23 protein-coding genes, 4 tRNA genes and 1 rRNA gene are annotated in these 25,161 nt (G+C 34.6%); 1 reads left to right on the top strand and 27 read right to left on the bottom strand.

Annotation, left to right across the window (positions count from 1 at the left end; all coding sequences use genetic code 11):
* Nucleotides 1–62: 62 nt before the first annotated feature.
* From G7Y65_RS07530 to G7Y65_RS07440, 20 genes are all read right to left on the bottom strand, one after another.
* Entirely contained in the window at nt 63–974 is a 912-nt protein-coding gene (locus G7Y65_RS07530; RefSeq protein WP_141926970.1) for a PLP-dependent cysteine synthase family protein, read from the bottom strand.
* 433 nt (nt 975–1,407) lie between these two features.
* Entirely contained in the window at nt 1,408–1,917 is a 510-nt protein-coding gene (locus G7Y65_RS07525) for an Asp23/Gls24 family envelope stress response protein (RefSeq protein ID WP_137600797.1), read from the bottom strand.
* Between the two features lie 40 nt (nt 1,918–1,957).
* Nucleotides 1,958–2,155: a DUF2273 domain-containing protein gene (locus tag G7Y65_RS07520; protein WP_042493649.1), complete on the bottom strand. Its 198-nt coding sequence runs from the start codon at nt 2,153–2,155 to the stop codon at nt 1,958–1,960.
* A 17-nt stretch (nt 2,156–2,172) separates the two neighbouring features.
* Nucleotides 2,173–2,727 carry an alkaline shock response membrane anchor protein AmaP gene (gene amaP / locus G7Y65_RS07515; RefSeq protein WP_042493646.1) on the bottom strand — a complete coding sequence of 185 codons (555 nt, stop codon included), beginning with the start codon at nt 2,725–2,727 and terminating at the stop codon, nt 2,173–2,175.
* Between the two features lie 42 nt (nt 2,728–2,769).
* Complete coding sequence (locus G7Y65_RS09460; RefSeq protein ID WP_255313610.1) at nt 2,770–2,904, bottom strand: hypothetical protein; 135 nt, start codon at nt 2,902–2,904, stop codon at nt 2,770–2,772.
* Between the two features lie 415 nt (nt 2,905–3,319).
* The gene (locus tag G7Y65_RS07510) at nt 3,320–4,075 is read right to left on the bottom strand and encodes a TraX family protein (protein WP_231467286.1); all 756 of its coding nucleotides are present in this window, start codon (nt 4,073–4,075) and stop codon (nt 3,320–3,322) included.
* 165 nt (nt 4,076–4,240) lie between these two features.
* Entirely contained in the window at nt 4,241–4,804 is a 564-nt protein-coding gene (locus tag G7Y65_RS07505; RefSeq protein WP_137600796.1) for a hypothetical protein, read from the bottom strand.
* A gap of 91 nt (nt 4,805–4,895) precedes the next feature.
* Complete coding sequence (locus G7Y65_RS07500) at nt 4,896–6,230, bottom strand: C1 family peptidase (RefSeq protein WP_042493641.1); 1,335 nt, start codon at nt 6,228–6,230, stop codon at nt 4,896–4,898.
* Nucleotides 6,231–6,304: 74 nt separating this feature from the next.
* Nucleotides 6,305–7,981 (bottom strand): aryl-sulfate sulfotransferase, encoded by a 1,677-nt coding sequence (locus G7Y65_RS07495; RefSeq protein ID WP_137600795.1) that lies wholly within the window; start codon nt 7,979–7,981, stop codon nt 6,305–6,307.
* Between the two features lie 491 nt (nt 7,982–8,472).
* Nucleotides 8,473–8,655 carry a hypothetical protein gene (locus tag G7Y65_RS07490; RefSeq protein ID WP_141926526.1) on the bottom strand — a complete coding sequence of 61 codons (183 nt, stop codon included), beginning with the start codon at nt 8,653–8,655 and terminating at the stop codon, nt 8,473–8,475.
* A gap of 122 nt (nt 8,656–8,777) precedes the next feature.
* Entirely contained in the window at nt 8,778–9,038 is a 261-nt protein-coding gene (locus G7Y65_RS07485) for a hypothetical protein (protein WP_042493637.1), read from the bottom strand.
* A 128-nt stretch (nt 9,039–9,166) separates the two neighbouring features.
* Nucleotides 9,167–10,045, bottom strand: a complete 879-nt coding sequence (locus tag G7Y65_RS07480; RefSeq protein WP_042493635.1) for an ROK family protein — start codon at nt 10,043–10,045, stop codon at nt 9,167–9,169.
* Between the two features lie 282 nt (nt 10,046–10,327).
* Nucleotides 10,328–12,118, bottom strand: coding sequence for an FtsX-like permease family protein (locus G7Y65_RS07475; protein ID WP_042493632.1), 1,791 nt, complete (start codon nt 12,116–12,118; stop codon nt 10,328–10,330).
* A 12-nt stretch (nt 12,119–12,130) separates the two neighbouring features.
* Nucleotides 12,131–12,883 (bottom strand): ABC transporter ATP-binding protein, encoded by a 753-nt coding sequence (locus tag G7Y65_RS07470; protein ID WP_042493631.1) that lies wholly within the window; start codon nt 12,881–12,883, stop codon nt 12,131–12,133.
* Nucleotides 12,884–13,037: 154 nt separating this feature from the next.
* The gene (locus G7Y65_RS07465) at nt 13,038–14,081 is read right to left on the bottom strand and encodes a PTS sugar transporter subunit IIC (RefSeq protein WP_228179650.1); all 1,044 of its coding nucleotides are present in this window, start codon (nt 14,079–14,081) and stop codon (nt 13,038–13,040) included.
* A 955-nt stretch (nt 14,082–15,036) separates the two neighbouring features.
* Complete coding sequence (rny, locus tag G7Y65_RS07460; RefSeq protein WP_137600792.1) at nt 15,037–16,602, bottom strand: ribonuclease Y; 1,566 nt, start codon at nt 16,600–16,602, stop codon at nt 15,037–15,039.
* 195 nt (nt 16,603–16,797) lie between these two features.
* The gene (locus tag G7Y65_RS07455) at nt 16,798–18,381 is read right to left on the bottom strand and encodes an HAD family hydrolase (protein ID WP_137600791.1); all 1,584 of its coding nucleotides are present in this window, start codon (nt 18,379–18,381) and stop codon (nt 16,798–16,800) included.
* 79 nt (nt 18,382–18,460) lie between these two features.
* Nucleotides 18,461–18,550 (bottom strand) — tRNA-Ser (locus tag G7Y65_RS07450).
* A gap of 5 nt (nt 18,551–18,555) precedes the next feature.
* Nucleotides 18,556–18,629, bottom strand: a tRNA-Met gene (locus G7Y65_RS07445).
* Nucleotides 18,630–18,663: 34 nt separating this feature from the next.
* Nucleotides 18,664–18,753 (bottom strand) — tRNA-Ser (locus G7Y65_RS07440).
* Between the two features lie 226 nt (nt 18,754–18,979).
* On the opposite strand from G7Y65_RS07440, the gene G7Y65_RS07435 reads away from it, so the two are divergent.
* Nucleotides 18,980–19,162 carry a hypothetical protein gene (locus G7Y65_RS07435; protein ID WP_042493624.1) on the top strand — a complete coding sequence of 61 codons (183 nt, stop codon included), beginning with the start codon at nt 18,980–18,982 and terminating at the stop codon, nt 19,160–19,162.
* 148 nt (nt 19,163–19,310) lie between these two features.
* Here G7Y65_RS07435 and G7Y65_RS07430 read toward each other — a convergent pair.
* From G7Y65_RS07430 to rrf, 7 genes are all read right to left on the bottom strand, one after another.
* Nucleotides 19,311–19,394 (bottom strand) — tRNA-Leu (locus tag G7Y65_RS07430).
* A 154-nt stretch (nt 19,395–19,548) separates the two neighbouring features.
* Nucleotides 19,549–21,735, bottom strand: a complete 2,187-nt coding sequence (locus tag G7Y65_RS07425; protein WP_165314770.1) for a Tex family protein — start codon at nt 21,733–21,735, stop codon at nt 19,549–19,551.
* Nucleotide 21,736: 1 nt separating this feature from the next.
* Nucleotides 21,737–22,183 carry a hypothetical protein gene (locus G7Y65_RS07420; protein ID WP_042493622.1) on the bottom strand — a complete coding sequence of 149 codons (447 nt, stop codon included), beginning with the start codon at nt 22,181–22,183 and terminating at the stop codon, nt 21,737–21,739.
* Nucleotides 22,184–22,295: 112 nt separating this feature from the next.
* Nucleotides 22,296–22,856, bottom strand: coding sequence for a ribosome hibernation-promoting factor, HPF/YfiA family (gene hpf, locus G7Y65_RS07415; RefSeq protein WP_042493620.1), 561 nt, complete (start codon nt 22,854–22,856; stop codon nt 22,296–22,298).
* A gap of 152 nt (nt 22,857–23,008) precedes the next feature.
* Nucleotides 23,009–23,434, bottom strand: coding sequence for a ComF family protein (locus G7Y65_RS07410; protein WP_137600789.1), 426 nt, complete (start codon nt 23,432–23,434; stop codon nt 23,009–23,011).
* A gap of 241 nt (nt 23,435–23,675) precedes the next feature.
* Entirely contained in the window at nt 23,676–24,968 is a 1,293-nt protein-coding gene (locus G7Y65_RS07405) for a helicase-related protein (protein WP_165314769.1), read from the bottom strand.
* A gap of 88 nt (nt 24,969–25,056) precedes the next feature.
* A 5S ribosomal RNA gene (rrf, locus tag G7Y65_RS07400) occupies nt 25,057–25,161 on the bottom strand; the annotation flags it as partial.

The following is a 25,161-nucleotide window of genomic DNA, read 5'->3' as shown; positions in this document are numbered from 1 at the left end:
CTGACTCCACCACATAATAATTTTGTGCCAAATTTCATGATTATCCCCTACCTATTTGTGTTTTATGATTCATAAATATGTTCGCTCATATACCGTTCGCTGCTGTCCGGAAAAATAGTAACGATATGGCTATTATCGGGTAAACTTTCAGCAATTCTTAAACTAGCTGCCAGCGCTGCACCACTTGAACTGCCAATGAATAATCCTTGCGAAGCTGCCATTTCTTTAACTTGTTTAAATGCATCGGCATCTGAGATGGTTAAGATTTCATCTATGGGAACTTCTTTAAAAAATGGCGGAATAAATTCAACACCAATTCCTTCGGTTCGATGAGAATGCGCTGGTCCACCATTTAAAATAGACCCTTCTGGTTCAACAACAACTGTTTTGGTATGAGGATTTTGTTCTGTCAGGTATTTAGCAATGCCTGCAAATGTGCCGCCACTACCTGCTCCAGCAACAAAAGCATCAATCGGATGATCAATGTCGTTAAGTAATTCCGGTGCCAATGTATGATAGTAAGTTGCTGGATTAGCCGGGTTCTGAAATTGCATTGGGACGAAGCTATTAGGAATCTCAGACGCAAGTTGCTCAGCTTTTTCGATGGCACCACGAATTCCCTGATCACTGGGTGTGTTGATGAGGGTAGCACCTAATGCCTTCATAAGAATTTGTTTTTCATAGCTAAATTTTTCTGGTACAACTAAAATGGTCGGTAGTTGATAACTCTGCGCAGCTAAAGCAACACCAATACCTGTATTACCTGCAGTGGGTTCAATAATCGTTGTATCCTTGGTAATTTGGTGTTGATTAATGGCATCTTGAATAAGATATTGTCCCAAGCGGTCCTTGATACTTCCACCAGGGTTAAACATTTCCAGTTTTGCATAAATGTGACTGTGACGTGGCACATTAATGTGTAAATCAATAAGCGGCGTATGACCGATAAGTTCTGAAACAGCTTTTATTAACATAATATTATCCTTCTTAAACATCATTTAGATAGAAAAAGGGTGCGAAAACTCAAATGAATTTTCGCACCCTTTGTTTAGTTCATGCCTTTAACAGACATTGCATTTTTAAGGTCATTATTCCTCAAAAAATATCAACGCTAAAAGGCCAAACATCGCCAAAAGTGCGATGTTTGACAGCAGTTATTAATCACGTTAAACATTGATTGAATCATAATGAACCCTCCGAACTGATTTGTTCAAACTATACTGAATAACAGTAACTTTGTCAAATAAACTTTCGCATGCCCGCACCAAATTTTATCATTAAAATCAGAATGAGTGCCTAAAAATAGTTACAACAAAATTAATGGCTGATGCATATTAAAAGCTCGTGAATCTGGCAAAACTACCAGATTCACGAGCTATATTTTATATTAACTTATATCGCAAACTACTACTTCACACGTTCGTCATCAGATACCATGTTAGCAGTTGAAGACTTTACACTCTCAACACCATTAGATGTTTTTTCCTTGACAACACTACCTGCGTCAGTGACACGATCTTGTAGTGTTGTTTGTGAATTCTCAAATTCCTTTGTTGTTTGAATATCAACAACTTCAACATTCAGTTCTACTAATGCCAAGCTTGTTGTATCTTTAACTTGCTTAGTAATTGCTTGGACCAATGCATTGTATACATCATGTGCATTATGTCCGTATGCCATAACAATGTTTAAATCAACAGCAACTTGTTCTTTACCAACTTCAACATCAATACCATCAGTTGGGTTGTCACTATTAACAATCTTATTTTTGATATTTGTTACAAAACCACCGTCAACGCCTAATAGACCAGGTACTTTTTCAATTGCATTACCGACAATTTTTTGAATAACTTTGTCGTCAAATGTTAGTTCACCTTTTGTTGCAACTGCTGCTTCATTCTTCTTTTCAATAGCCATTTTAAATTCCCCTCTTATCTATAAATGTATGATGTACTTATTATTTTCTTGTAAATATTTTAGTAATAACTGATAAATCTATATTATATCTACCAAATAAAGCACCAATTCCTGCTGCTAATAAAGTAATGATTATGATTAATATCGTTTTCCAAAAACCAACAGTCACTAACAAAGTTGATAGAACGAAACCGATAAGACCACTAATCAATATATTTATTGATTTTCTGTCCAACATTTAATTCACCTTCCTTATTAAATAACTCGCGCTGTTTTACGCTTTGAATTTGATTTTTGATTTACTTTAATATCAACTTTAACTGGTTGCTTACCTTCGCCAGCAAGTAACTCTTCAATGCTATCACGTAATTCGTTTGAAATCCGTGGTAATTCTTTAATAGTCGCTTGCTTATATGCTGCATCAGCAACAACATAGAATTTATGTTGTCGCTTTGTATTTTTCACCTTAATTTTGATATTTGATAAATCTTCACCGGAAAGTTTTAGCTTAATAAACTGACTGATACCATAGTTACTTAGTGCTAAACGACCACTTTTATTCTTCTGTAGCGGCACATCCTTTAACTGTTTTGGCCAAACTAAGACAACAATCAAGATAACTGCTGTAATAGCTAACAAAACTAACCCATAATAGTAAATAAATGTACTAGCTGACAAAGTAACATTCAGCCCAATCTCTTTGAGTAATCTGACTGATTCTGTATAAATATTAGGCCAAATCATCAAACTAATTCCGAGCAAATATCCAAGAGTAAAAATCACTAATAGACTTCTTTTACTTTTTTGCATATCACGCCTCTAGACTTAATTTATGTTTACTCGTCGAAATAATTAACCGTGCAACTTATCCTCTAATTTATCACCGACTGCGTCAATTCCCTTTGCTGTAAAAATTGTTCCCAAAATCGTAATACCACTCACAAGTAGCATTAAAGATAGGGCTACCTTAAAAATCTTACCAATCATCTATTTCCCCCGTTTCTTACGTGCCATATAACTATTAAAACCTTTTACGATTACGATACTGCTTAATCACTCCATACAAGCGCGACAACAACTGTAATGCGGTCATAACTAGAGAAATTTTCTCCAATAAGCCAAGTCTGCCATCTTTTCTTTTCATAAGTGCTCCTCAATCTATTGACAAAACAAATAATGGCAACTGCCTCACCCCTAATTACAAAGCCATATTAACATGCAAAAATACGATTATCAATTAATTTGCTCAAAAAAATAATATTTAATACGTTTTACTGTTATGCTATATAATGCTTTTTAAATTTAAAAGCATTAAATTAATTTATCTCATCCGCATACAAACAAAAAATGCCAATATATTAGTCATTTCGCTAATATACTGGCATTTTCATCGATTAATTTTTTAAAATATAGTACTCAAAATATATATAATGATTAAATGGATTGGATAGAAATAATAAAATAAATTCTTCTGCCATTTTTGACCACTACCACCACGTTGTCCATTGTATAAATAAATAAACGGTAATACCGTAATCATCATATATTCATCATCAAACGTCAATGTTTGATACAAGGTTCCCACATCAACTTGCCCAAAGTAACTCATCAATGCATGCACGAACAAGAGTAATGAAAAAGTCATTACACCGACACTAATTCTTTTGAAATTTCCTCGGCACAGATAAAAAATTAGGCCCATCACTAACTCATATGGACCACCTTCGCTAATGAGAATAAATGGGATTATCACTATCAAAGCTATGATTAACATAAAATAGTTTGTAACGTGTAATCGATTAACGATTATCGTATCTAATATCCAAATCCACAACAACACCAGTGCTAATGTCATAAAAATATTTTGGCCTTGAAAAAGATAAAAGATGTCAAATTGTTTCGTATATGGATTAGTCGTATTATGCGTCAAAATATTGCGCAATAAATTAATACCATACATTAATACACCACCAATAAATAGACGCCAGAAGTACTTTTGACGACTATGTGTATAGTAGAATCCTTCAATAATAAAGAATATAAATAAAGGTGCAACAAAGCGTCCTAAGAGCGATACCCATAATGGTAAATGTAAGACACCGCCCAAATAAATATTAATGTGATCGATTACCATGAAAATAATGCCAATTATTTTCAAAGCAAACCCTGATAATCCTTTTTTATTTGTAGCGCCATACTATATATACAATCTCCTTTAACCTATTTGATTATATATAATACTATATTTCGTATATATTGGTCAAATTAACAATACTTAAATAAGACAATATACACCATTATAAATGAAATTATACGTATAAAATCATTGTAATACTTTTAATATATCACGTAAGACACTTTCTTGGTAAACCGGCTGTTTTTGAAAATTTCGTCGTTCCAATTCTACTGCCTGCATGGCTTGATCAGATGCCTTTTTTTGCACATCTTGCTTATTGACTTGAGTAGCATCATCGTTTGCTAACATGGTTAACAACGCATGATAATAACCCAAAAACCACCCATTAAAATACGGCATAATAAAATTTTGATGTTTCATTACATTATCCTGGTGTGCCGTTATAGCATGTGATTCTTCAGATAACATACTAATTACTTCTTTGCTGACAACACTCTTAATCTGTTCCATATCAGTTACAAACGGTATAAACTGTTCATTAGCCAATGCTTCAACATGATCTACCCAAGTGGCAGTTTGTGCCGCAGGTTCGACTCCTGAAGAAATACCAATGATATACAGATAAGCTGCCTGAAAACCACGTTGCATCCCCTGTACTAAGATTGGTCGTAATACTGTATCTATTTTTTGATCATTAATATCTTGATTATTTAATACTGCTAATTTTTTTGTTAATTGTTCTTTTAACATAGCGTCCTCATTTAATAATAGTTTATATTATGATTATAAACTAAAAGAGCTACTAGTTTTTAAATTAGTAGCTCTTTTAATTAGCATTTTATTAAGCTAATGCACCCATTGGATCCCATGGTGCTAATTCTTTAGGTGTCTCATTTTCAAAAATGTTGCGTAATTCTTCTGTCAAATATTCTTTTTTAATAACCACTTGATAGGTGAATTGGTCAAACCATTCATCTGACATTGTAAAGTATCCCTTGTGGCCGTTCTTGTCACCCCAAGAGTTTTCAACCTTCCACTTAGTTGGTTGACCATCTACTAAATCAACACCTGTCAAAACCATGGCATGTGTCATCAATGAATCACCGTAATCTAAACGCTCTGCTTTGGTTAAGCTAAAATCAATATCAAATAAGCTGTCTTCATCATACAACTCAGTATCCATTAAACCTGCAACGCGATCTAACTTAGGTCCCATATCAACCCCAAACCATACATTTTCACCAGCTGAAAGCTGCTTAATTGCAAGGTCCTTAAATGTTGCCAAATCAAGGTTTAAATGCTTAACATCACGACCACCAACAACTGATCCCAACATCTTTACCCCATATGTCTGGTTATATGGCTTATCTTCAGTTGGTGCATTGATAATTGAAATGTATTCACTCAAATCCCAACCAACATATTTCTTAAAGAAATCTTGTGGTGTCATGCTTTGCTCACGATGGAATTCGCCATCTTTATCACGGAATGAAAAATCAAATGATAGTGGTGGCTCACCAAATGTAAGTGATAGCATGTAATAATTTTCTTTATTCAATGCCTCAATCTTCGTATCAATATCAGCCTGCGATGCACCATCATTAACTAACTTACGCAAAGCAATAGCATCTTTACGTAGCTTACCATTATACAAGCGATTAAATTCAGCTGAATGTGATGACGCTTGTGACTCAGGGAATGCTGATTGTGGCACAACACCATACTTTTCAATAATTGCAACAATCATATCCCATTGACCACCATCTTGTTGTGGCGTTGCCAAAAGAAAACTTACTTCACGATCAGTTGTTGCCTTATCTGCAGTTGCGACAATATTATTGTAAAAATAATTTGCTTTTTCAAACTTGTCCCAGAAAAATGTGTAGCTTTGTGATAACTCAAAATCACCTGGCAATCCATACATTGCTTTCATATCATGACGCATTGTATTCAATGCCGCAAACATCCAGCAACGACCTGACTGCAATTGATTAGCTACAGGTGAGCTTTCTAAATCAACACTAAAAATAGGCGTCAGTTCACCAGCACGTTGATTGTCACGAGCTGACTTTAAAATACCGTTAGTTGTTACAGCACCACGTAAGATAGCTGCTTTAGGCTTTTCATTAACATCCTTTTTAAATGCTGCTAATTGTTCTTGGGTAATTTCACTCATTTTTTAACCACCTTTTTCTCATAATCATTTAAGTTTATCGCTTTAAATACTATTATGCAAGGTCAATAAATTAATTAAGATATCTTAATACGATAAGCACGATAGACGTAACCCTTTGATTGTAAGTTACTTAATTCAACATTGAATACCTGATATCCTTCTGGTGTAACCTCTAAAATATTTGAAGCATCTCCATTTTTTGCATTTAAATAGCCAAAATCAATTAGATAATTACCATTATCTAATAATCGATTTGAACCAATTCTATCAGTATAATTTGCTTCCCCTAACGCTTGTCCATATGACCAAATTTCTTTAGCTGTCATATTTTTTAAATTAATTTTAACTTCACGTCCTGCTGAATACTTTGTCGTCGCTTGCTTATCACCATAAGAAACAGCACTATTATTGTCATAGAATGAAATGATCTCTTGCCCATCTTTTTGTGAACCAGGCACCACACGAGCATCATGTTGACCACCATTAATTGATGTGCCATCTGCATATTTAAGCACATACTGCTGCCATTCCTTTGGCCACTTCTCCTTTGGCTTACCAGATAATATCCACTTTGGCTCCATAGTCTTATAGTCAAATTTCATAATCAAATCCTGGTGTCGAGATGAAATAATGATACTATCATCATGCTTATCATAATTAATGGCATTTTGATGTAACCAATCAATGCGACCATCACGACGTTTGGTTGCCTGATAATTTGCGTAAAGATCATCCGGGAAAATACGTTTAAAATCAATTACTCGTCCTACCTTACCTGTCTGACGATTAATTTCAACCATCGTATCTTCGATATATTTTGATCCATCTGAAACTGTCGCAAGTAGGTTACCATTTGGTAATTCAATCACATCATGATGCACAACCGTTGTTTCACCATCAGATTTACGAGCTGCTTTTAAATTTTCTGTTGATGCTGTTTTACTACTAAACTGGTAATCTCGATAAAGTTTACCGACATAATCAGTTTCAACTAAATCATTATAAACGCGTTTACTATTATCTTGCTTACGTAAAATCAATAAATGGCCGTTTTTTAATGTTTTAAAAATATGTTGATTATATTCCGTGGAATACCAACGAATTGCCCCATCAGCATCAATTGCGAATGGATTTTTAGTCGTTCTTGTAAAAACTGTTAACCCATTATGACCAATCGCCATTTGATTTTTACTTGCTATATTGACCTTAATATTGACATCAGCTAACCGTGTTGGCAACGGATCCGTTTTAATATTGATAACTTTTTCTTCAATTTGACCATTTTGCTTAGTTATTTTTACCGTTACTTTATTATCTGTATCAGCATATAATCCCACCACATTAATACGATGGGTTTTGGTCTGTTTATTAACTGTATTTGTAATGGCGGTATGATCCGTTTTACCAGCCACTGTATAGCTCACTTTAGCAGGGATATCCGTTTTAAAAATGACTAATGCTGTTAATGGGGATGTTTTATACGGATTCGTTTGAATAAACATTTTATCAAATGTATATTGATCATCTTGTGTTGCTTTATTATACTTTTGATTCAACTTTTTTTGTTTATCAAGCAAATCATCACTTAGGTGAATATCTAAATTATTTTTAATTTGTTCATCTGTTAATAATTTAGGATGTTGTTCACGATACATTTTATGACCATAAACACTACCGCCAATAATAAAAACACCGATAACTATTATTAACAGCCATTGCCACACTTTTTTTCTATTTCGCTTTTCTTTCATATTAACCCCTTCATTACTAATGATTAGTTATTGTCTAACTTATCTGTTGTCATGATAAAAATCAAGTTTTTATTAATCCTAGTCTTTTTTATACGAAAAACACCTACTAATATCATTTTAGTAGGTGTTTTTGAATCAAAGAATTTAATAATAAATTCTTTGATTTTCTTAGGAGTAGGTATTTAAATTTTACTTTAAATACTTGCGTAAATTTTTATGAGTATGGGCTGTCAATCGGGGTGGGCTCCCCTATCAACAACACTCATACTAAATTCTTCATCTTAAAATAAATATAAAATATCTTAAAAACAACCTTAACAAAATTAAAAGTGGCCCTACTCCCCTACGGAGCACAGCCACTTTAAATCATCTATTTTTAAGAGTAGAAAACATGAATAAGATTGATGACTTAATATTAATTATAACACTAAAAATGATAAAAACAATCATATTTCTAATCTTTTTTTAATTTTAAACTCAATACTTTGTTATTAACCTTCAAAAATCATCGGCACCTCTAATTGTGGAATATAAGTATTTAGCCCAATTTCTCGTAAGGCGTTGCTTTCTAAATCTGGTCTAAATAAGTTCCATGGTATTGCTACTTTTGCATCAAATTTAGTAGCAATTTTTAATTTTGTGCCCTTCGTTAAACTTAAAGCATGTATATTCAATAAATAATTCGTATTTAAATCAATAATTGATTAAATAACATTTTCTTACAATAAGCAAACAATACAAAAAAAGCAAACAATACAAAAAAGCCCCAAAAGTTACTATTGAACTTTTGAGACTTTCATTTTTTGTTTTCTGCAATAACGACTTTTAACGCAGCTGGATAGACACCACCACTTTGATTTCTTTTCATAAACAACGCTTTGAGGCCCTGTTTCAGATAATCTTCTCTTGGATCATTAACTGCTCGCCAAGTTGCTAAACCACCCATGGATTTAATAATAATATGCCCAACATCAGCATAAACGTTTTGTCGATTTTCAATGTAATAATCATATATTATTACATCTCTATCTTCATATTGTTTAATAACCGTTAACATATTAATTCTCACTTTTTTGTAAATTATATCTTGGAGTAACTAATCAATTATATCCTATATCAAGAATTTAACAAAATGTATCTGAGAAAATTTGTAAACAGGGCTTGTAACTATTAAAATCAGATAGTTTAGTCAGAAATCATATCCTTTGCTAAATAGAAGCAACCATAAATTCCAGCATTATCTCCGTTACCGACTGAAACAATGTAATCGTCTAAGTCAGGAACTGCAAGATAATCATGTAATTGTTCGGCAAATGACTCACGAACCATTGGTAGTAAGTTTTCACGATGAGGTACACCACCACCAAATACAATCCGTTCTGGACGTAATGTGGCCGTATATGTCAATGCAGCTTGTGCAAGATAATATGCTTCAATTTCCCATGCTAAGTGATCATCAGGTAACTCCTTGGCTGAAACTCCCCAACGTTCTTCCATAGCTGGACCAGCAGCTAATCCTTCTAAACAACGATCGTAATGGAATGGGCATAGTCCTTCATAAGTGTCTTTTTCATGCTTAGCCATTACAATATGGCCAGCTTCAGGATGTGAGTAACCCCCAACAAATTGACCATTTGCAATAATACCAGCACCCACACCAGTACCAACAGTTAAGTAAACAACATTTTCTACATCTGATGCTGCACCAGAAACATATTCAGCCCAGCCAGCAGCATTCACGTCAGTTGTCCAGTAGTATGGTATATCACGCCAAGATTTCATAGCACCTAAAAAGTTATATCCTGACCATCCCCGCTTAGGTGTATCTAGCACATAGCCATACGTTGCACTATCTGGTTTAACATCAATTGGCCCAAACGATGCAATTCCAATCGCTGCAATATCTTCATATTGATCAAAAAATTCTTGTACTTTTTTAACAGTTGTTGCACCATCTTCTGTTGGAAAGCTTTCACGAGCAATCACTTTTTCTGGCTCTTCAACTGGGGCAACAGCCACCACAAACTTTGTTCCACCTGCTTCAATAGCACCTAACAATGACATTTGGGAATCCCCCTATGATTTCTTAATTTATTTTTCTATTCGTAAGGTATTTTAATGTAATTCGATAATAAATGCAAACGTTTACAGAAAATATTATTAATTTAGGCGCAAACGATTACGCAAATGATCTATTAAAAAATAACAGACTCTATAAAATAGATGAATTAAAAAACGCCTATCTTGCGCGTTTAGATAGGCGTTTTATATAGTATGGACGTCTCATTACTCCACAACATTTTGAATATGTCTTCATTATAACGTATTCTCTATAAAAATGGCGAATTAGTTTTTTATTAAACGACGATACATCCAGACTGTTAAGATATAATAAATTAGATACAAAACTAAGATTCCTACTAATGACGGACCAAAGCCAAGATAAATATTCTTTTCACCTGCCATTAATGGTGCAAACATTTTTAGTCCAAAAATAACATCTAAAACACCAATGATCATTGGAATACCAAATAAGATTCCTAAATCAGTAGCAACAGTCTGTGTAATTTGCTTATTACTTGTACCAATCATTGACAAAATACGGTAACGTTGCTTATCATCTGCAACCCCAGATAATGTCTTAAACATTAACGTCGCTGCTAACATTGCTAAGAAACCAATTCCCAAAAAGACTCCCATGAATTCAATACCACCAAAGATTCCTTTGGTTTGTTGATATCCTGCATAAGAACCGGCAGCGAATTCTACCTTAGTATTGTTTACTTTTTCTTCAATATTAGCATTATGTGCCAATGCTTTCTCATTGGCTAACATATCAGCAACTTTGACTAATTGTAACGATTGTACTGGTGTATTAGCTGGCATTTTTGATTGATTTTGCGTAACAACTACTTTAGCCCCATAGCTTTGGTTAAGTAGCTGATTAGCAATTCCTTCCAGCGTATACTCAGATCCAGGTGTTTTACGGATATAGTCTCCGGTTAACCATTTTGTCTGCATTGATGACCCATTTTTTTCAGGTACTCGAGCTGGTAATTTATTCTGATTAAATTCTGCACCATTAAAGTATACTGTTTGACCCTTTTTAACATAATGGTATGTTTGTTGCCATGTTACATCTTTTAAGTTATCCGTTTTAACCTTATCAGTATCATAAACTGCTGTCATTGAATAGCTTGATTCAGCTAGCTTTGGCAACATACGATAGTAACCTTGACCTACTGACATAGCACCCAAGGCTAATGCAAACATAATCGCGATTGATGATAACATTCGTTGATAATCTGGTAAACGAAATGATAACTGTCCATTAATAAACGAACGTAATCCTCGCATACTAAATGATGATTGACGCATCCCATTCGTTATCATTTTTAATGTACGACTGATAAACCAGTAAGTTCCCCAAACATTCAGAATTAAGATAAGTACAAAGCCTGCCATGCCTATCGATGCTACTTTTGGCATTAATGCATAACTACCAATTAACAAAGCTAGCCCAATTAAACCAAATAATAAATCTACTTTTGCGTGTACTTTAGGTTGATTTACTTGTTTATTAGCCAATAGTAACGTCAAAGTATCTTGTTTCCGCAAACGACGCTGATTATATAAACCATTTAACAAGAATAAAACTGTAAAAAATACTAATGTAATAACAACTGACTTAATAGAAATTGATTGCCAATGGGTTAATTCAACCCCTAATAGTTTAATCAAATAACTACTGCTCAATGACGTTAATGCAAACCCAACAATAATACCAATGATTGTTGCAATAACACCAATACTTAACGTTTCACGTAACAATAGTGAACTAATTTGTTTTTTACTTGCACCCAACATTGACATCAAACCATAGTCTGACTGACGTAATCGTAGCAGGAATGCATTCGCAAAATTTAAATATACAAAAGTAATAATCCCTAAAAGAATTTCACCAATTACGAAAATGATTGAGATCTGTGACACGATGGAATTAGATTCCAAAAATGCTTTGTTATTAGCCATTGCACTAAACATATAGAAAATAGCCGCCGAGATGATCAAGCCAACAAATAATACAATATAATCACGCCACTTTGATCGTAGTGATTTTAAAGCAATTCCAAACATATGCGCCTCCTACTAATTAAAGTTCCCTAATTCAGACAAAACTTGTTGATAAAAGACTTCACGCGGTTGATTATCTCGATTAATCGTTTTAGTAATTTCACCATCAGTTAAGAACAAAATGCGTGATGCAAATGAAGCTGAGAAAGCATCATGCGTTACCATAATAATTGAAATACCTTCATTAGCATTAATATTTGTTAAATAATTCATCATTTCACGGGCATTTTCAGAATCCAATGCTCCTGTTGGTTCGTCCCCAAAGATAAGTGCCGGATTGTGTACCAAAGCACGCGCTGCACCAACACGTTGTTGTTGTCCTCCTGAAAGCTCACTTGGATATTTATTTAAATATTCTTCAATATGCAACATTTGGGCGACCTTTTGAACAGCTTGCTTAATTTTTTTGACACTAGCTTTTTGTAAAGTTAGTGGCAAACTAATATTTTCTTGCACAGTTAAACTGTCAATCAAATTATAATTTTGGAAAATAAATCCCATATCCTGACCTCGGAATTTTGAAACTTCTTTGTCAGATAGTTGCCAAATATCTTTGTTATTGATTGTAACAGTCCCTGAAGTTGGCGCCATCAATGTTGATAGGATATTTAATAATGTTGATTTACCAGATCCAGAAGGACCCATAATCGCAACGAATTCACCTTTATCTACTGAAAATGACAGATCATGTAAAACATCTTGTTGTACACCTGCTGCACTTAAATAACTTTTATTTAATTGATTAGCAATCAATAATGATTCAGTCATAACTCTTCTCCTAATATTTCCAATTTATTTCTTTTATGTTACAAGCAATACTATACACAATCTAATATTGGGTTGTCAAATGTTTTGTTAGCTGTTTATTAAAAAAACAGCTGTTCAGCGTATTAATCGCTTGAACAACTGTTTTATAACATCATTAAATTTCTGGTAGTTTTAAATCTTTAGTATCAATTAAGTGTAATTTATCAATAAAAATGTATTTCATTAAGAATGCTAAAACAATGGGGATTACAAAGAAGACAATTATAACTCGAATTCCTATTTGACTACCGCTTGATTCATTCAATGCCGTAATGGGACCAATTAATCCTGACATACCAAATCCTGCTGAAAATGGTGTTCCTGCCATCTTTAATAGACTAGCAATACCTCCTGAAATGGCAGACGCAATCATCACAGGAATAAATAACTTAGGTTTTGATAACATGTTAGCCATTTGAATTTTAGGCGATCCCATAAAGTGAGCAATAAATAACCCCCATGAATTTTCTTTCATTCCCATAATCGCTAACACTAATGATGCCGTAACAATACCTGCATTTGCAGCACCTGCACCAACGCCAGCCAATCCTATAGCAGTAGCAATTCCTACAGATGATAATGGCGATACAATTAAAATTGCAAATAAAGCACCCAACAAAATCCCCATCACAAGCGGTGCTGTTGTTGTTGCTGCCTGCACAACCCTACCAATACTATTTTGGATTGATACCATAATTGGTAAAGTTACTAACCCTAATCCACCTCCAACAACTAAAACAGCTAGCGGCTCAAATACTGCTCGTAATTGACCAAGCACTTTATGGAAAAAAATCGTTACCAAACTAGCCATCAATGTTGTCAGCATTATATTTAAAATCACACCGGATCCACTAATTATAAACTGTCCATGTTGTGTCGTGACAACACCTGAAGCGATAAAAGTGGCTAATGCCATTGAGGCACTCTCGATAGTCCCAAATTTCAATAAAATTCCTACAGCAAATGCTGCAATCAACGGCAATGCACTCTGTGATAACATGACCATCATATTTAAGGTTTTCACAATTTCAGTTTGCGGCATTATCGCTAATAACTGGCTGATCAATGCTGCTGGAATTAAAGCAACAATGATACCGCTCGCATTACCATTCAAGATTGCTAGTCCAAATTCTTTTTTACTCACTTTATTCATATTCATTATACCTTTTCCCATAATTTTACGACTACTCTAATTTAGCTCTACATCTCCCCAGTCTTGATTGCAATAAAAAACTGGGTATTTATTTTAAAATACCCAGTCCCTAATAAAATTCAATTCAATCTATCGATTAAATTGGTTATTATTTGGTTTCGGATATTTTTTATCCGAAACCTAGCAAAAATGCTTTTGGTCATTCGGATAGTCACCTAAAAAACCAAAAGTAATACTTCGTTTCAGTTGTTAACGTCATATTAATCATCATTTTTGCCCCTTTACTTAATTGATAATATTTATTTTAATCTATTTTTCATTTTTGTCAACATAATTTAATTAACAAAAATAAAAACACCGTATATCTACGGCGTTCTGTACATTAAAAAACATACTTGATAGCTTTAAAGCAACTACCACGGGGAATACATACAGTATATCGATAATTAATTAAATATGCGAATAATTTGATTCTAATTTTTTTATAATAAAAAAATCGTATTGCGTATCCGCAAAACGATTTGGTGTGGATGACGACCCACAAAATATTTTTTGATTGTGAAAGCGTTGATGTTGATATTGAGTCGTCTCATCACCCTCTTACTGCTCGAATAAAATTCTAATTATCATTCTTTTTTTCTGAAGGAGAAGAGTTTTCAGCAAGTTTTTTTGAAATCAATTGATAATTCGAACAGTAAGAGTGAAATGCGACATACCAACTTAACGGCCCCAATTCCGTTAATTACTTCATAATCTTGTTATTCGTATACGTTCCCCCGTATCTCTAACACAAGTACTATTGTAAGCGTTTCCATTATATTTGTAAAGCTTTTTTTAGAAAAATTTCATTTTTGTATTAATGTGACAAATTAGATGTACGTACAGCAATCTTTTACTAATACAAAAAGAAGCGTAGGCATTAAAAATACCTACGCTTCTTTTAATTTATTTAGTTATTGTTTTATTTTGCATACTCAATCGCACGCGATTCACGAATAACCGTTACTTTAATATGCCCTGGATAATCTAAATCATTTTCAATCTGATTACGAATATCACGAGCCAACACAGTTGCTTCAATATCAGAAACAGCTGCTGGTTCTACAATAACACGAACCTCTCGACCTGCTTGAATAGCATACGATTTTTCAACACCATTGAATTCATTTGCGATAGCTTCAAGCTGTTGCAAACGTTGAACATAGTTTTCCAAAGATTCTGATCGTGCCCCTGGACGTGCGGCTGAAATAGAATCAGCTGCAGCAACCAAAACAGCAATTGCAGATTCAGGTTCAACATCACCATGGTGTGAAGCAATCGAATTAATCACGACAGACCGTTCTTTGTATTTAGTTGTCAATTCGACACCTAATTCTACGTGCGAACCGTCTACTTCATGATCAATAGCCTTACCAATATCGTGTAATAATCCTGCGCGCTTGGCAAGCGTAACGTCCTCCCCTAACTCAGCTGCCAACAAGCCAGTTAGTTTTGCGACTTCTATTGAATGAACAAGAACATTCTGTCCATAACTTGTACGGTAGTTCATCCGACCAACTGTTTTAACTAGGTCAGGATGCATATTATGAATACCTAAATCAAAGATAGTCTGTTCACCAACTTCGCGAATATGTTCATCCATCTCTTTACGAGATTTCTCAACCATTTCCTCGATACGTGCTGGATGAATACGACCATCTGCGATCAATTTTTCCAAGGTATTCTTAGCAATTTCACGACGAACTGGATCAAATCCACTCAATACAACGGCTTCTGGTGTATCATCAATAATTAAATCAATACCAGTTACTGTCTCAAGAGCTCGAATATTACGGCCTTCACGACCAATAATACGACCCTTCATATCATCATTTGGAAGTGTCACAACTGAGACTGTTGACTCAGCCACCATGTCAGCAGCAGAACGTTGAATTGCACTAACAACTAAGTTCTTAGCCCGCTTATCTGCTTCTGCACTGGCTTGCTCTTCACTATCCTTGATCATCACAGCTCGTTCAGCAACTAGTGCCTCTTTAGTCTCTGATAAAATGCGATTGCGTGCATCTTCACGAGTTAAACTAGCTACTTCAACAAGTTTTTCTTCTCGTTGTGCGACTAATTCCTCAGCACGTTTTTGCTTATCATTAACACTTTGGCGTTGATGATCCAATTTTGTTTCTTTGCTCGAAATAACTTCTTCACGTTTTTGTAGTGAAGCATCTTTTCGATCCAAAACAGATTCACGACTTACCAAACGATCTTCTTGTGATTTTACAGCAGAACGGCGTTCTTGTAATTCACTCTCAATACGTTGTTGGTAACGTTGGCTTTCGTCACGCGCTTCCACTAAAGCATTTTTCTTTAATTGCTCAGCATCAACAGCGGCCTGACTCGTTATTTCTGTAGCGGTTTGGTGTGAAATAGTCAACGTATGGTTAATTTTTGTCTTAGCCACTTGATAACCAATCACACCACTAATTACGATTGCGACAAGCAACAACAGGATGATCATTAATGTGCTGTTCATCTTGTTTCTCCTGTCTAGAGAATTGACGTTTATGTCAAATCAATAGTGTTTTTTTTTGCGCTTAATAACACATAACTAATTTTAGGCTTTTACGTACCATAAGTCAATGCAACTGACTGATACTGTAAACAACAAAATAGCGCCATATCAACATTTTCATGATGACATGGCACTATTTTAATTGTACGATTTACTTTATTTTTTATTTTTAATTTGCAAACGTAACATATAACTCATTACATAACGAATTATGACTGCAATAATTGGTGAGATATACAACCATGGTGAAATAAATATACCTAGTCCAGCTGCTAATAATAACAATATAATAACTGGCAAACTAGCCCAGCGTAACATCTTTTTATCTATCTGAATTAATCGATCTGCCGTTGCCCAAAATTTCCTCAAGTCTGTAATTTTCTCAACATGAATATCTGCGTTAAGATCTGGTCGATTAACCGCAACCGTAATCGCATCTGTGTCATCTGGTAAATTATCTTGATTAGTGACAAACATTGTATTTTTATTTGCTAACCATTCATCTAATTGTGCTTGTTTATTATCTGGCGTCAAGTCAGCCTTTATATCAGTTAATGATGACATCATTTTTTGTAACGACGCTGTTGCACCAACAGTATCTCCAGAAGCTATTTTTACTGATAAATGACGTTTTACAAAAAAGTCATTTAATGAAATTAATGATTTACTTAATGTATCACCAAAGGTAATAACACCGATTACTTGTAATTTATCAACAACATAACTGACTGAATTCCCCAAACTTTTATAGGTTGCTAGTGCTTCTTCATCAACAATATAGCCTTCTGCTAATGTTTGAGCAGCAGATAATACAGCAAAACGTTCATTGAAAACGACACCCCTCACCCCTGCGCCAAATACAATCTCTGGTTCAGAAGCTGTTGAAGGAAAAATTGTGTGATCTTCAGCATACTTAATAATGGCCTGTGATAAACCAGATTTGGGCTCTAATGCTAGTAGACCTGTTGCTAGTCCTAATATATCAAAATCACTATAACGTTCATCCAATGACAAAATAGAGTGAACGGTTACGCTATCATCAGTTAAGACACCTCTTTTTTCAGTCACAATCGTTGACACTTTATGCAACTTTTCAATAACACGAACATCTTTGAAATTAATACCTTGTGCAGGTAAGTCATCCAAGCTTTTTTCTCGATGCCATCCAGCCCATAGCGCTGGCCAATTTGCATCAGCAATTATTAATACTGATACCATTATCGTCAAACCATACACCCAACTGGCAGTTAAGCCAAAGAATAGCAGCGCATAGATTGCCAAAAATACTGTCATGATATTCAATCGACGTGTTGTCTTTTTCATTGGGTCATTAACAATGATTGACAAAGTCTCTCGTTGTAGTAAACCTAATGACCCCATCATAAATGACATACCAAACAATAGCATTGGTAGTGTCATGGTCCATAAGGCGTGATCTTTTAGATTAATAAGATAAATCCACAATACTACTAAATACCAAATCGTTTGACCCAAAATTGGTAACCACAAAGTCACCGTCTTCATTTGCTTACTTTGATATAATGCTTGCTTTATCATACGATCATCTAAATACACAATCGTTACAGCTCCTAAACCAAACAGCGTCATTATCAAATGGTTAATATGCGCTGTCACTAACGGCGATGTATTTAACAACGTTGGTAAAAAAATAACAGCTAACAATGCTAACATAAACATCACAATTGCGTATTGGTAATATCGAATTTTACGTACCGGCATATATTAAACCCCTCGCATACTTAGAAAATGTCATGATTACAAAAATAACCGTGCCCTAGGGACACGGTTATTTTAAAAAAGGAGATGGAGGGATTCGAACCCTCGCGCCGGTTTCCCGACCTGACGGTTTTCAAGACCGTTCCCTTCAGCCAGACTTGGGTACATCTCCATTAATTGCGGGTGTAGGATTTGAACCTACGACCTTCGGGTTATGGGCCCGACGAGCTACCAGACTGCTCCAACCCGCTATAATATTAAAATAAAACATCTAATGATGTTAAAAGGAGATAGGGGGATTCGAACCCTCGCGCCGGTTTCCCGACCTGACGGTTTTCAAGACCGTTCCCTTCAGCCAGACTTGGGTATATCTCCATGTATGTAATTGAACAACATAACCACAAAGAATATCTTACCTTTTTAAGCCAAACATGTCAACACTTTTTTAAACAATCGATTAATTCATTATTGATATCTTTTTATTTAAAAAGATATCGTAATTCGAGTATTATGATATCACATTAATAACGAGATAAAAAATATTTTGTTATATAATGACATATCGCAATATTTTATATTTTGTTTTTTTGGAGGAGAAAATATGCTTGGATTAATTGGTTTAGCAGTTGTTATATTAGGACTTTTAATCTCGATACTAGGTAATACTGCCCCACTTATTCGTTTATACTTTGGTGATAAAAGTGTCGTCACTCAAATTGTTTGGGGCGGTGTCTTATTTATTATTGGTGCAGCTATCTTAATTTACAATGCCATTAACTTATAATTTGTGCTAATTTTAAAACAGCAAATGTTTTAGTAAATAATAATATCTAATAGTTAATTATGAGAAAAATCAGTATTCCCTAATAAATAAAGCCCTTGGTATATCAACATTTTGTTAATATACCAAGGGTTTCCTAAAATCATAAAAATGCGAACGAAGGGGATCGAACCCTCACGGTATTTCTACCACAGGATCCTTAGTCCTGCGCGTCTGCCAGTTCCGCCACATTCGCTTCGTTATCAATACACAGGTAATGTTAGCAAATATCTACAGTATATGCAACCCACCCAACGTTTGCTTAATAACGTTATTTACTCCAAATAAAAGCCTTGTGTGTTACCTGAAAAAAGTAGCGCACAAGGCTTTTATAATACCATACATATACTTTATTTATTTGGCTCAATCATCGACAATCCAATGCGTTGTCTTTTTTTATCAATCTCAGTTACCCAAACTGTAACAATATCGCCAACAGCAACAATAGTATGTGGATTTTTAACATGTGCCTGCGTCAATTTTGAAATATGGACTAGCCCATCCTCATGAACACCAATATCCACGAAAGCGCCAAAATCAACGACATTACGCACTGTCCCCTGTAATTGCATCCCCACCTGTAAATCATCCATTGTCAGCACGTCAGATCTTAACGTTGCCATTGGTGCATCATCACGTAAATCTCGACCAGGTGTAATTAATGATTCAATAATATCATGTAACGTTGGATACCCGACATTAATTTTTTGCGCAAAAGCAGGTGTATCTAGTTGACGTAATTTGTCTGCAGCTTGTGTCCCCAAATTTTCAACTCCTGCTTCCAAACAAATTTGTTCAGCTATTTTATATGATTCAGGATGAATATCAGTGTTATCAAACACATTTTTACCATTTGGAATCCGTAGAAATCCTGCTGCTTGTTCGTATGCTTTTGGTCCTAATTTTGCAACTTTTTTTAATTCAGTCCGCGCCTTAAAACTGCCATTTTCATTACGATAGGTAACAATATTATTGGCTGTGGTACTCGTTAAACCTGCAATATGCGTTAACAATTGCGGTGATGCAGTATTTAGATTAACACCTACCTGGTTAACTGCTGTTTCTAACACATGGTCTAATTCTAGAGATAGCTCTTTAGTTGGTAAATCGTGTTGATATTGACCAACCCCCACAGCTTGTGGGTCTATCTTAATTAATTCAGCCATGGCATCTTGTATACGCCGAGCAATCGAAATGGCTGATCGTTGTTCTACTGGTAATTCTGGAAATTCAGCTCGCGCAACATCACTAGCTGAATAAACTGATGCACCAGCTTCATTAACCACTGCATACCGTAGATTTGGTAAATCTTTTTTTATAATATCAACAATAAACTGCTGTGATTCACGTGAAGCCGTCCCATTTCCAATAGCAACCAATGATACACCATATTTATTAACTAATTTAATTATAGTATCTCGTGCATCTTTTGGATTATATTTGGGTGCTTTATGAGGGTAAATGACTGCTTTATCCAAAAATTGACCAGCTTTATCCACTACAGCTAACTTTGAGCCTGTACGAATTCCCGGATCAAATCCCAATACAACTTGTCCTCGCAGTGGGGCCGCCATTAATAAATGATACAAATTAGTCCCAAAAACCTTAATTGCATCCTGACTAGCCTGCGTAAACAGCTCCTTCCTAATTTCACGTACAATCGCTGGTTTAATAAACCTTTTATAGGCATCATTGGCTGCTGCACTCAAAATATCGGCAGCTAACCCTGTTTTACTACCAACTAAGCGGAATTTAAAATAACGATTAATCGCTTCCTCATCAGTAGTAATACTACCTGATAATACACCTTCACTTTCACCACGATTAATTGCTAAAATTTGATGATTTTGCACCCTTTTTAAGGGTATATCAAACTCATAATATAATTCAAATACTCCTTGTTCATCTTTTTTATCAGCACCACGCTTTAATTTAGAAGCCAAATGACCATTTTTATAAGTAAATTGGCGTACCCAATCACGAAGTCCAGCGTTTTCGCCAATCACTTCTGCAAAAATTTCATGAACTCCTGAAAACACATCATCACTCGTATTTAAGCCCTTTGTCGGATTAACATATTGCATCGCAACTGATTTCAAATCAACATCTGGAAAGGTCTGGATTAACTGTGCAAAAGGCATCAAACCCGCCTCTTTAGCAACAGTTGCTTTTGTTTGTCGTTTTTTCTTATAAGGTAAATAAATATCTTCAATCTTTTGTAATGAATCTGCTGCTACAATCGCTTTTTGAAGAGATTGTGTCATCATTTTTTGTTCACTAATGGCTTTATAAACCGTTTGTTTACGATTTTGGATTTCAGTTAATTGTTTAGTAACTGTTTGAATGTCACGAATTTGAACTTCATCCAAATTACCCGTCGCTTCTTTTCGATATCGAGCAATAAACGGCACTGTATTTCCGTCATTCAATAAATCGGTTACTGCTTGCACCTTTTTAGTAGGTAACGTTAGCCGCTCACCCACCTTTTTTGGCACATTAATTGCTATTATCTCGTTCATTTGATCTAAATCTGACATTTTATTTTGTTCCCATAGTAAAGATACGTCTAACCTGTGCAAAGAATTTATCTAAATAGATATCTTGGTCTTTTTCTGATTGTGTAAATGCAGTCAAATCAACCTGTTTTGTTTTTGTATCTAAAGAATCAGCCATCATCTTGGTTGCACTTGTATACGCAGTAAATAACTGTTGTATGTTCTTGTGGGCCCCAATAAATCGGACAGGTGCTGACATCCCATTTAACTTGCCAACAACGTCTTGATAAACTTCTACCGTATTTTCAAATTCTGTTGCTATTTCTACAAATTCTTGATCTGATAACTTTGAAATGCCATCAGATTTTATTGCTTCATCTAATTTTTCAAAATAAGGCGCAACATGATTCCCAGCTTCTTCAATGGTTTCAATATGCCCACCTAATAAAACACTATATTGTTGCATCGTAATAAATTTTTTCTTGCTCATTATTTTTCTCCTATAATACAAAAAGACTAGGAAAAATTCCCAGCCTTAATCGTTTCAATTTAATTAATTGTATGATTTAAATTTCCTATCTTAAATTATACAATACTTATCCTTAATTTAATGTATCAATTAATGCATATTTACCATCTCGACGCTTGTAAACAACCGCTGGTAAATCAGTCTCAGCATCTTGAAAAATGAAGAATTCGTGACCTAATAGCTCCATTTGAAGAACAGCTTCTTCAACATCCATTGGCTTCAAATCAACATGCTTTGTACGTACAATGTTCAACCCATCTTCTGAATCGTCTTCAGTCGCTTCAGGTTCAACCATGAAATCAGTATTCTCTAATCCCTTATATCCCTTTTCACGAGACTTGCGGTTAACCTTAGTTTTGTACTTGCGAATTTGACGTTCTAACTTCTCAGAAACAAAATCAACAGTTTGGTACATATCTGTTTGTGTATCTTCTGCACGCAACAATAAATATGGTAATTGAATAGTTACTTCTGTCTTAAAAGTACCTTCTTTATATGAACGCACATTAACACGAGCAATATAATTAGCTTCTGTGTTCAAGTAACGCTCTAAACGTGAAACACGCTTCTCGATGTACTCTGACATTGCATCAGTGATTTCAATGTTCTCACCACGTACCTTAAATTCTAGCATAATTCCGTCTCCTGTCTAACTGAATTTGCAAGATATTAATCCCCAAAATCTATATCTTACCCTACCGAAGATTTAAATTTGTATCCCTTCGGTAGTTATATTGTAACACATTAATAACAAAAAAAGAAAGCGTTACCATTTAATTGGTATCATTACCGTGATAACGTTATTGACGTTACATCCCGTGCACCAGCATCCAATAAACATTGTGCTGCATGGCGCAATGTTCGACCAGTTGTGTAGACATCATCCACCAAACAAATCTTTTGATTACAGACATATGACTGAGAAACAGCTAATTTAAACGGCTGTTTCGTATTTAGACGTTCCTGCCTATTCTTTTGTGACTGTATCTTTTTATTAGAATAACGATATTCTAGTAATTCTGCAAATGTTAAGTCCTCTAACCAACCAACAACTTGATTAAAGCCTCTTTGTGCATACGTCTTATCTGTAACTGGAATCGGTACAATCTGGTCAACATCTATTGTTGCTAATTTTTGCTGTATCATATCTTTAAAAATCAGACGTAAATGATAGCCGCCGTCAAATTTATAACTTTTAAAATATTCTTTCATTTTAAAATTATATTTAAATAATGCTTGATTATTAATTTTCGGATAACCCAGTTTAAACCATTGTAAGCAGTCTTGGCAATATTCTTGAGTTGTCTTTATCTGGCACTCTAAACATCCATTTATAGGATTGATCATTTCAAATTCACGCCAACAGTCACGACACACTATTTCTGGTTTAACAAATGAAAAATTAAATAACTTATTTAAATTCCAAGACTGTTTAATAAATTGCTGACATAATTCACATGTCATATTTCTTACCTAATATATTTAAATAATTTATCTCTGCTATAGCCGTCATCAGTTGCTTTGTTTTCTCTCTGGCATACACGGTAACGTTCCCTGTTGGCCTTTCTAAACTACGCCCACATCGACCAGCAATTTGAATTAATGCTGTTGCTGTAAAAATATTTTCATCTCCACCAAGAATTAAAACATCAATTCCTTTAAAGGTTACGCCACGTTCCAAAATAGTCGTTGTTATCAAACCATCAATTTGTTTAGCACGCATGGCTTGAACTTTTTCTAATCGCTTTTCATCTGTTGCGTAAGTTCCTAATATATTAATATCAGTACCTGTTAATTGGGCTACTACCCTTTTAACATCGTCTACCTCTGGAACAAATAATAAAAAATTAATTTTCATTTGTTTTAAATACATAATATGTTTAATCACTTTAAGTGGTAATTTACGCCGCCAGTTTTGTACTATTTTAATTGTTAAATTGGGAAGTTCATAACCATGAAATCGACGGGGTAATGTTGAGAATCCTATCATTCCTTGTTTTACAAATTTTTTTAATTGTTGATTTAAAGTAGCTGTCAAATAAAATTTAATACCTGTTTTTTTTAAAGCTTGCTCTGTCGCATAACTTAGCATTGTATTTTCTACATATGGGAATGCATCAACTTCATCAATTACAATAACATCAAATGCCTCTTTGAAAGTCATTAATTGATGCGTCGTTGCAATGACTAATTGTGTGTAGTAATATTCATCTTTACTACCACCATATAAGGTCACAAATGGTATTATAAATGCATTTTGTATGCGTTTTTTTAATTCAATTACAACATCAATACGTGGCGCTACAACAGCAATGCGCATATTATCTTGGATTGCTTTGGTTATCATTGGAAATAGCATTTCTGTTTTACCAGCTCCCGTAACTGCGTAAGTCAAATGGGAAATATTTTTTCTCAAAGCAATTAATTGTTGATTAGAAACTGCTTCTTGGAATGCCGTTAATTTTCCTTCCCAAATACACGGACGTTCACTATGCTTAAAATCATTTGGATCTGCTAAAGTTATTAAATAATCATTAGAAGTAATTCGCCCCATTTTTGAACAGCCCCAACAATAACTAACATTATTGGGTAATTGCCACGCTTTTAAAATTTTACTTTGACATCGTGTACACTGACCATTTCGAATAGCTGGCAAAATTTTCACATCATTTGGTAATACATCAATATTTTCTTTTGCACAGACTACATATCGACCATATAACAGAGATTTGTCATGAACTATCATTATGCTACCTCCTTTTTATAAAGACGGTATTTACCATATTTGTACACAAAAAAAGAGTTCACATTTTACTGTGAACTCTTTCCAAGTTGCATCGCGACGTCCTATCCTCGCAGGAGGCGATCCTCCAACTACTTTTGGCACTACTGAGCTTAACTTCTGTGTTCGGTATGGGAACAGGTGTGACCTCAGTGTC

Origin of the sequence: Weissella sagaensis (assembly GCF_010306265.1) — a bacterium.
In the GTDB taxonomy this organism is placed as follows: domain Bacteria; phylum Bacillota; class Bacilli; order Lactobacillales; family Lactobacillaceae; genus Weissella; species Weissella sagaensis.
Note: the sequence above shows the minus strand (reverse complement) of the source record. Positions and strands in the feature narration are given on the sequence as shown.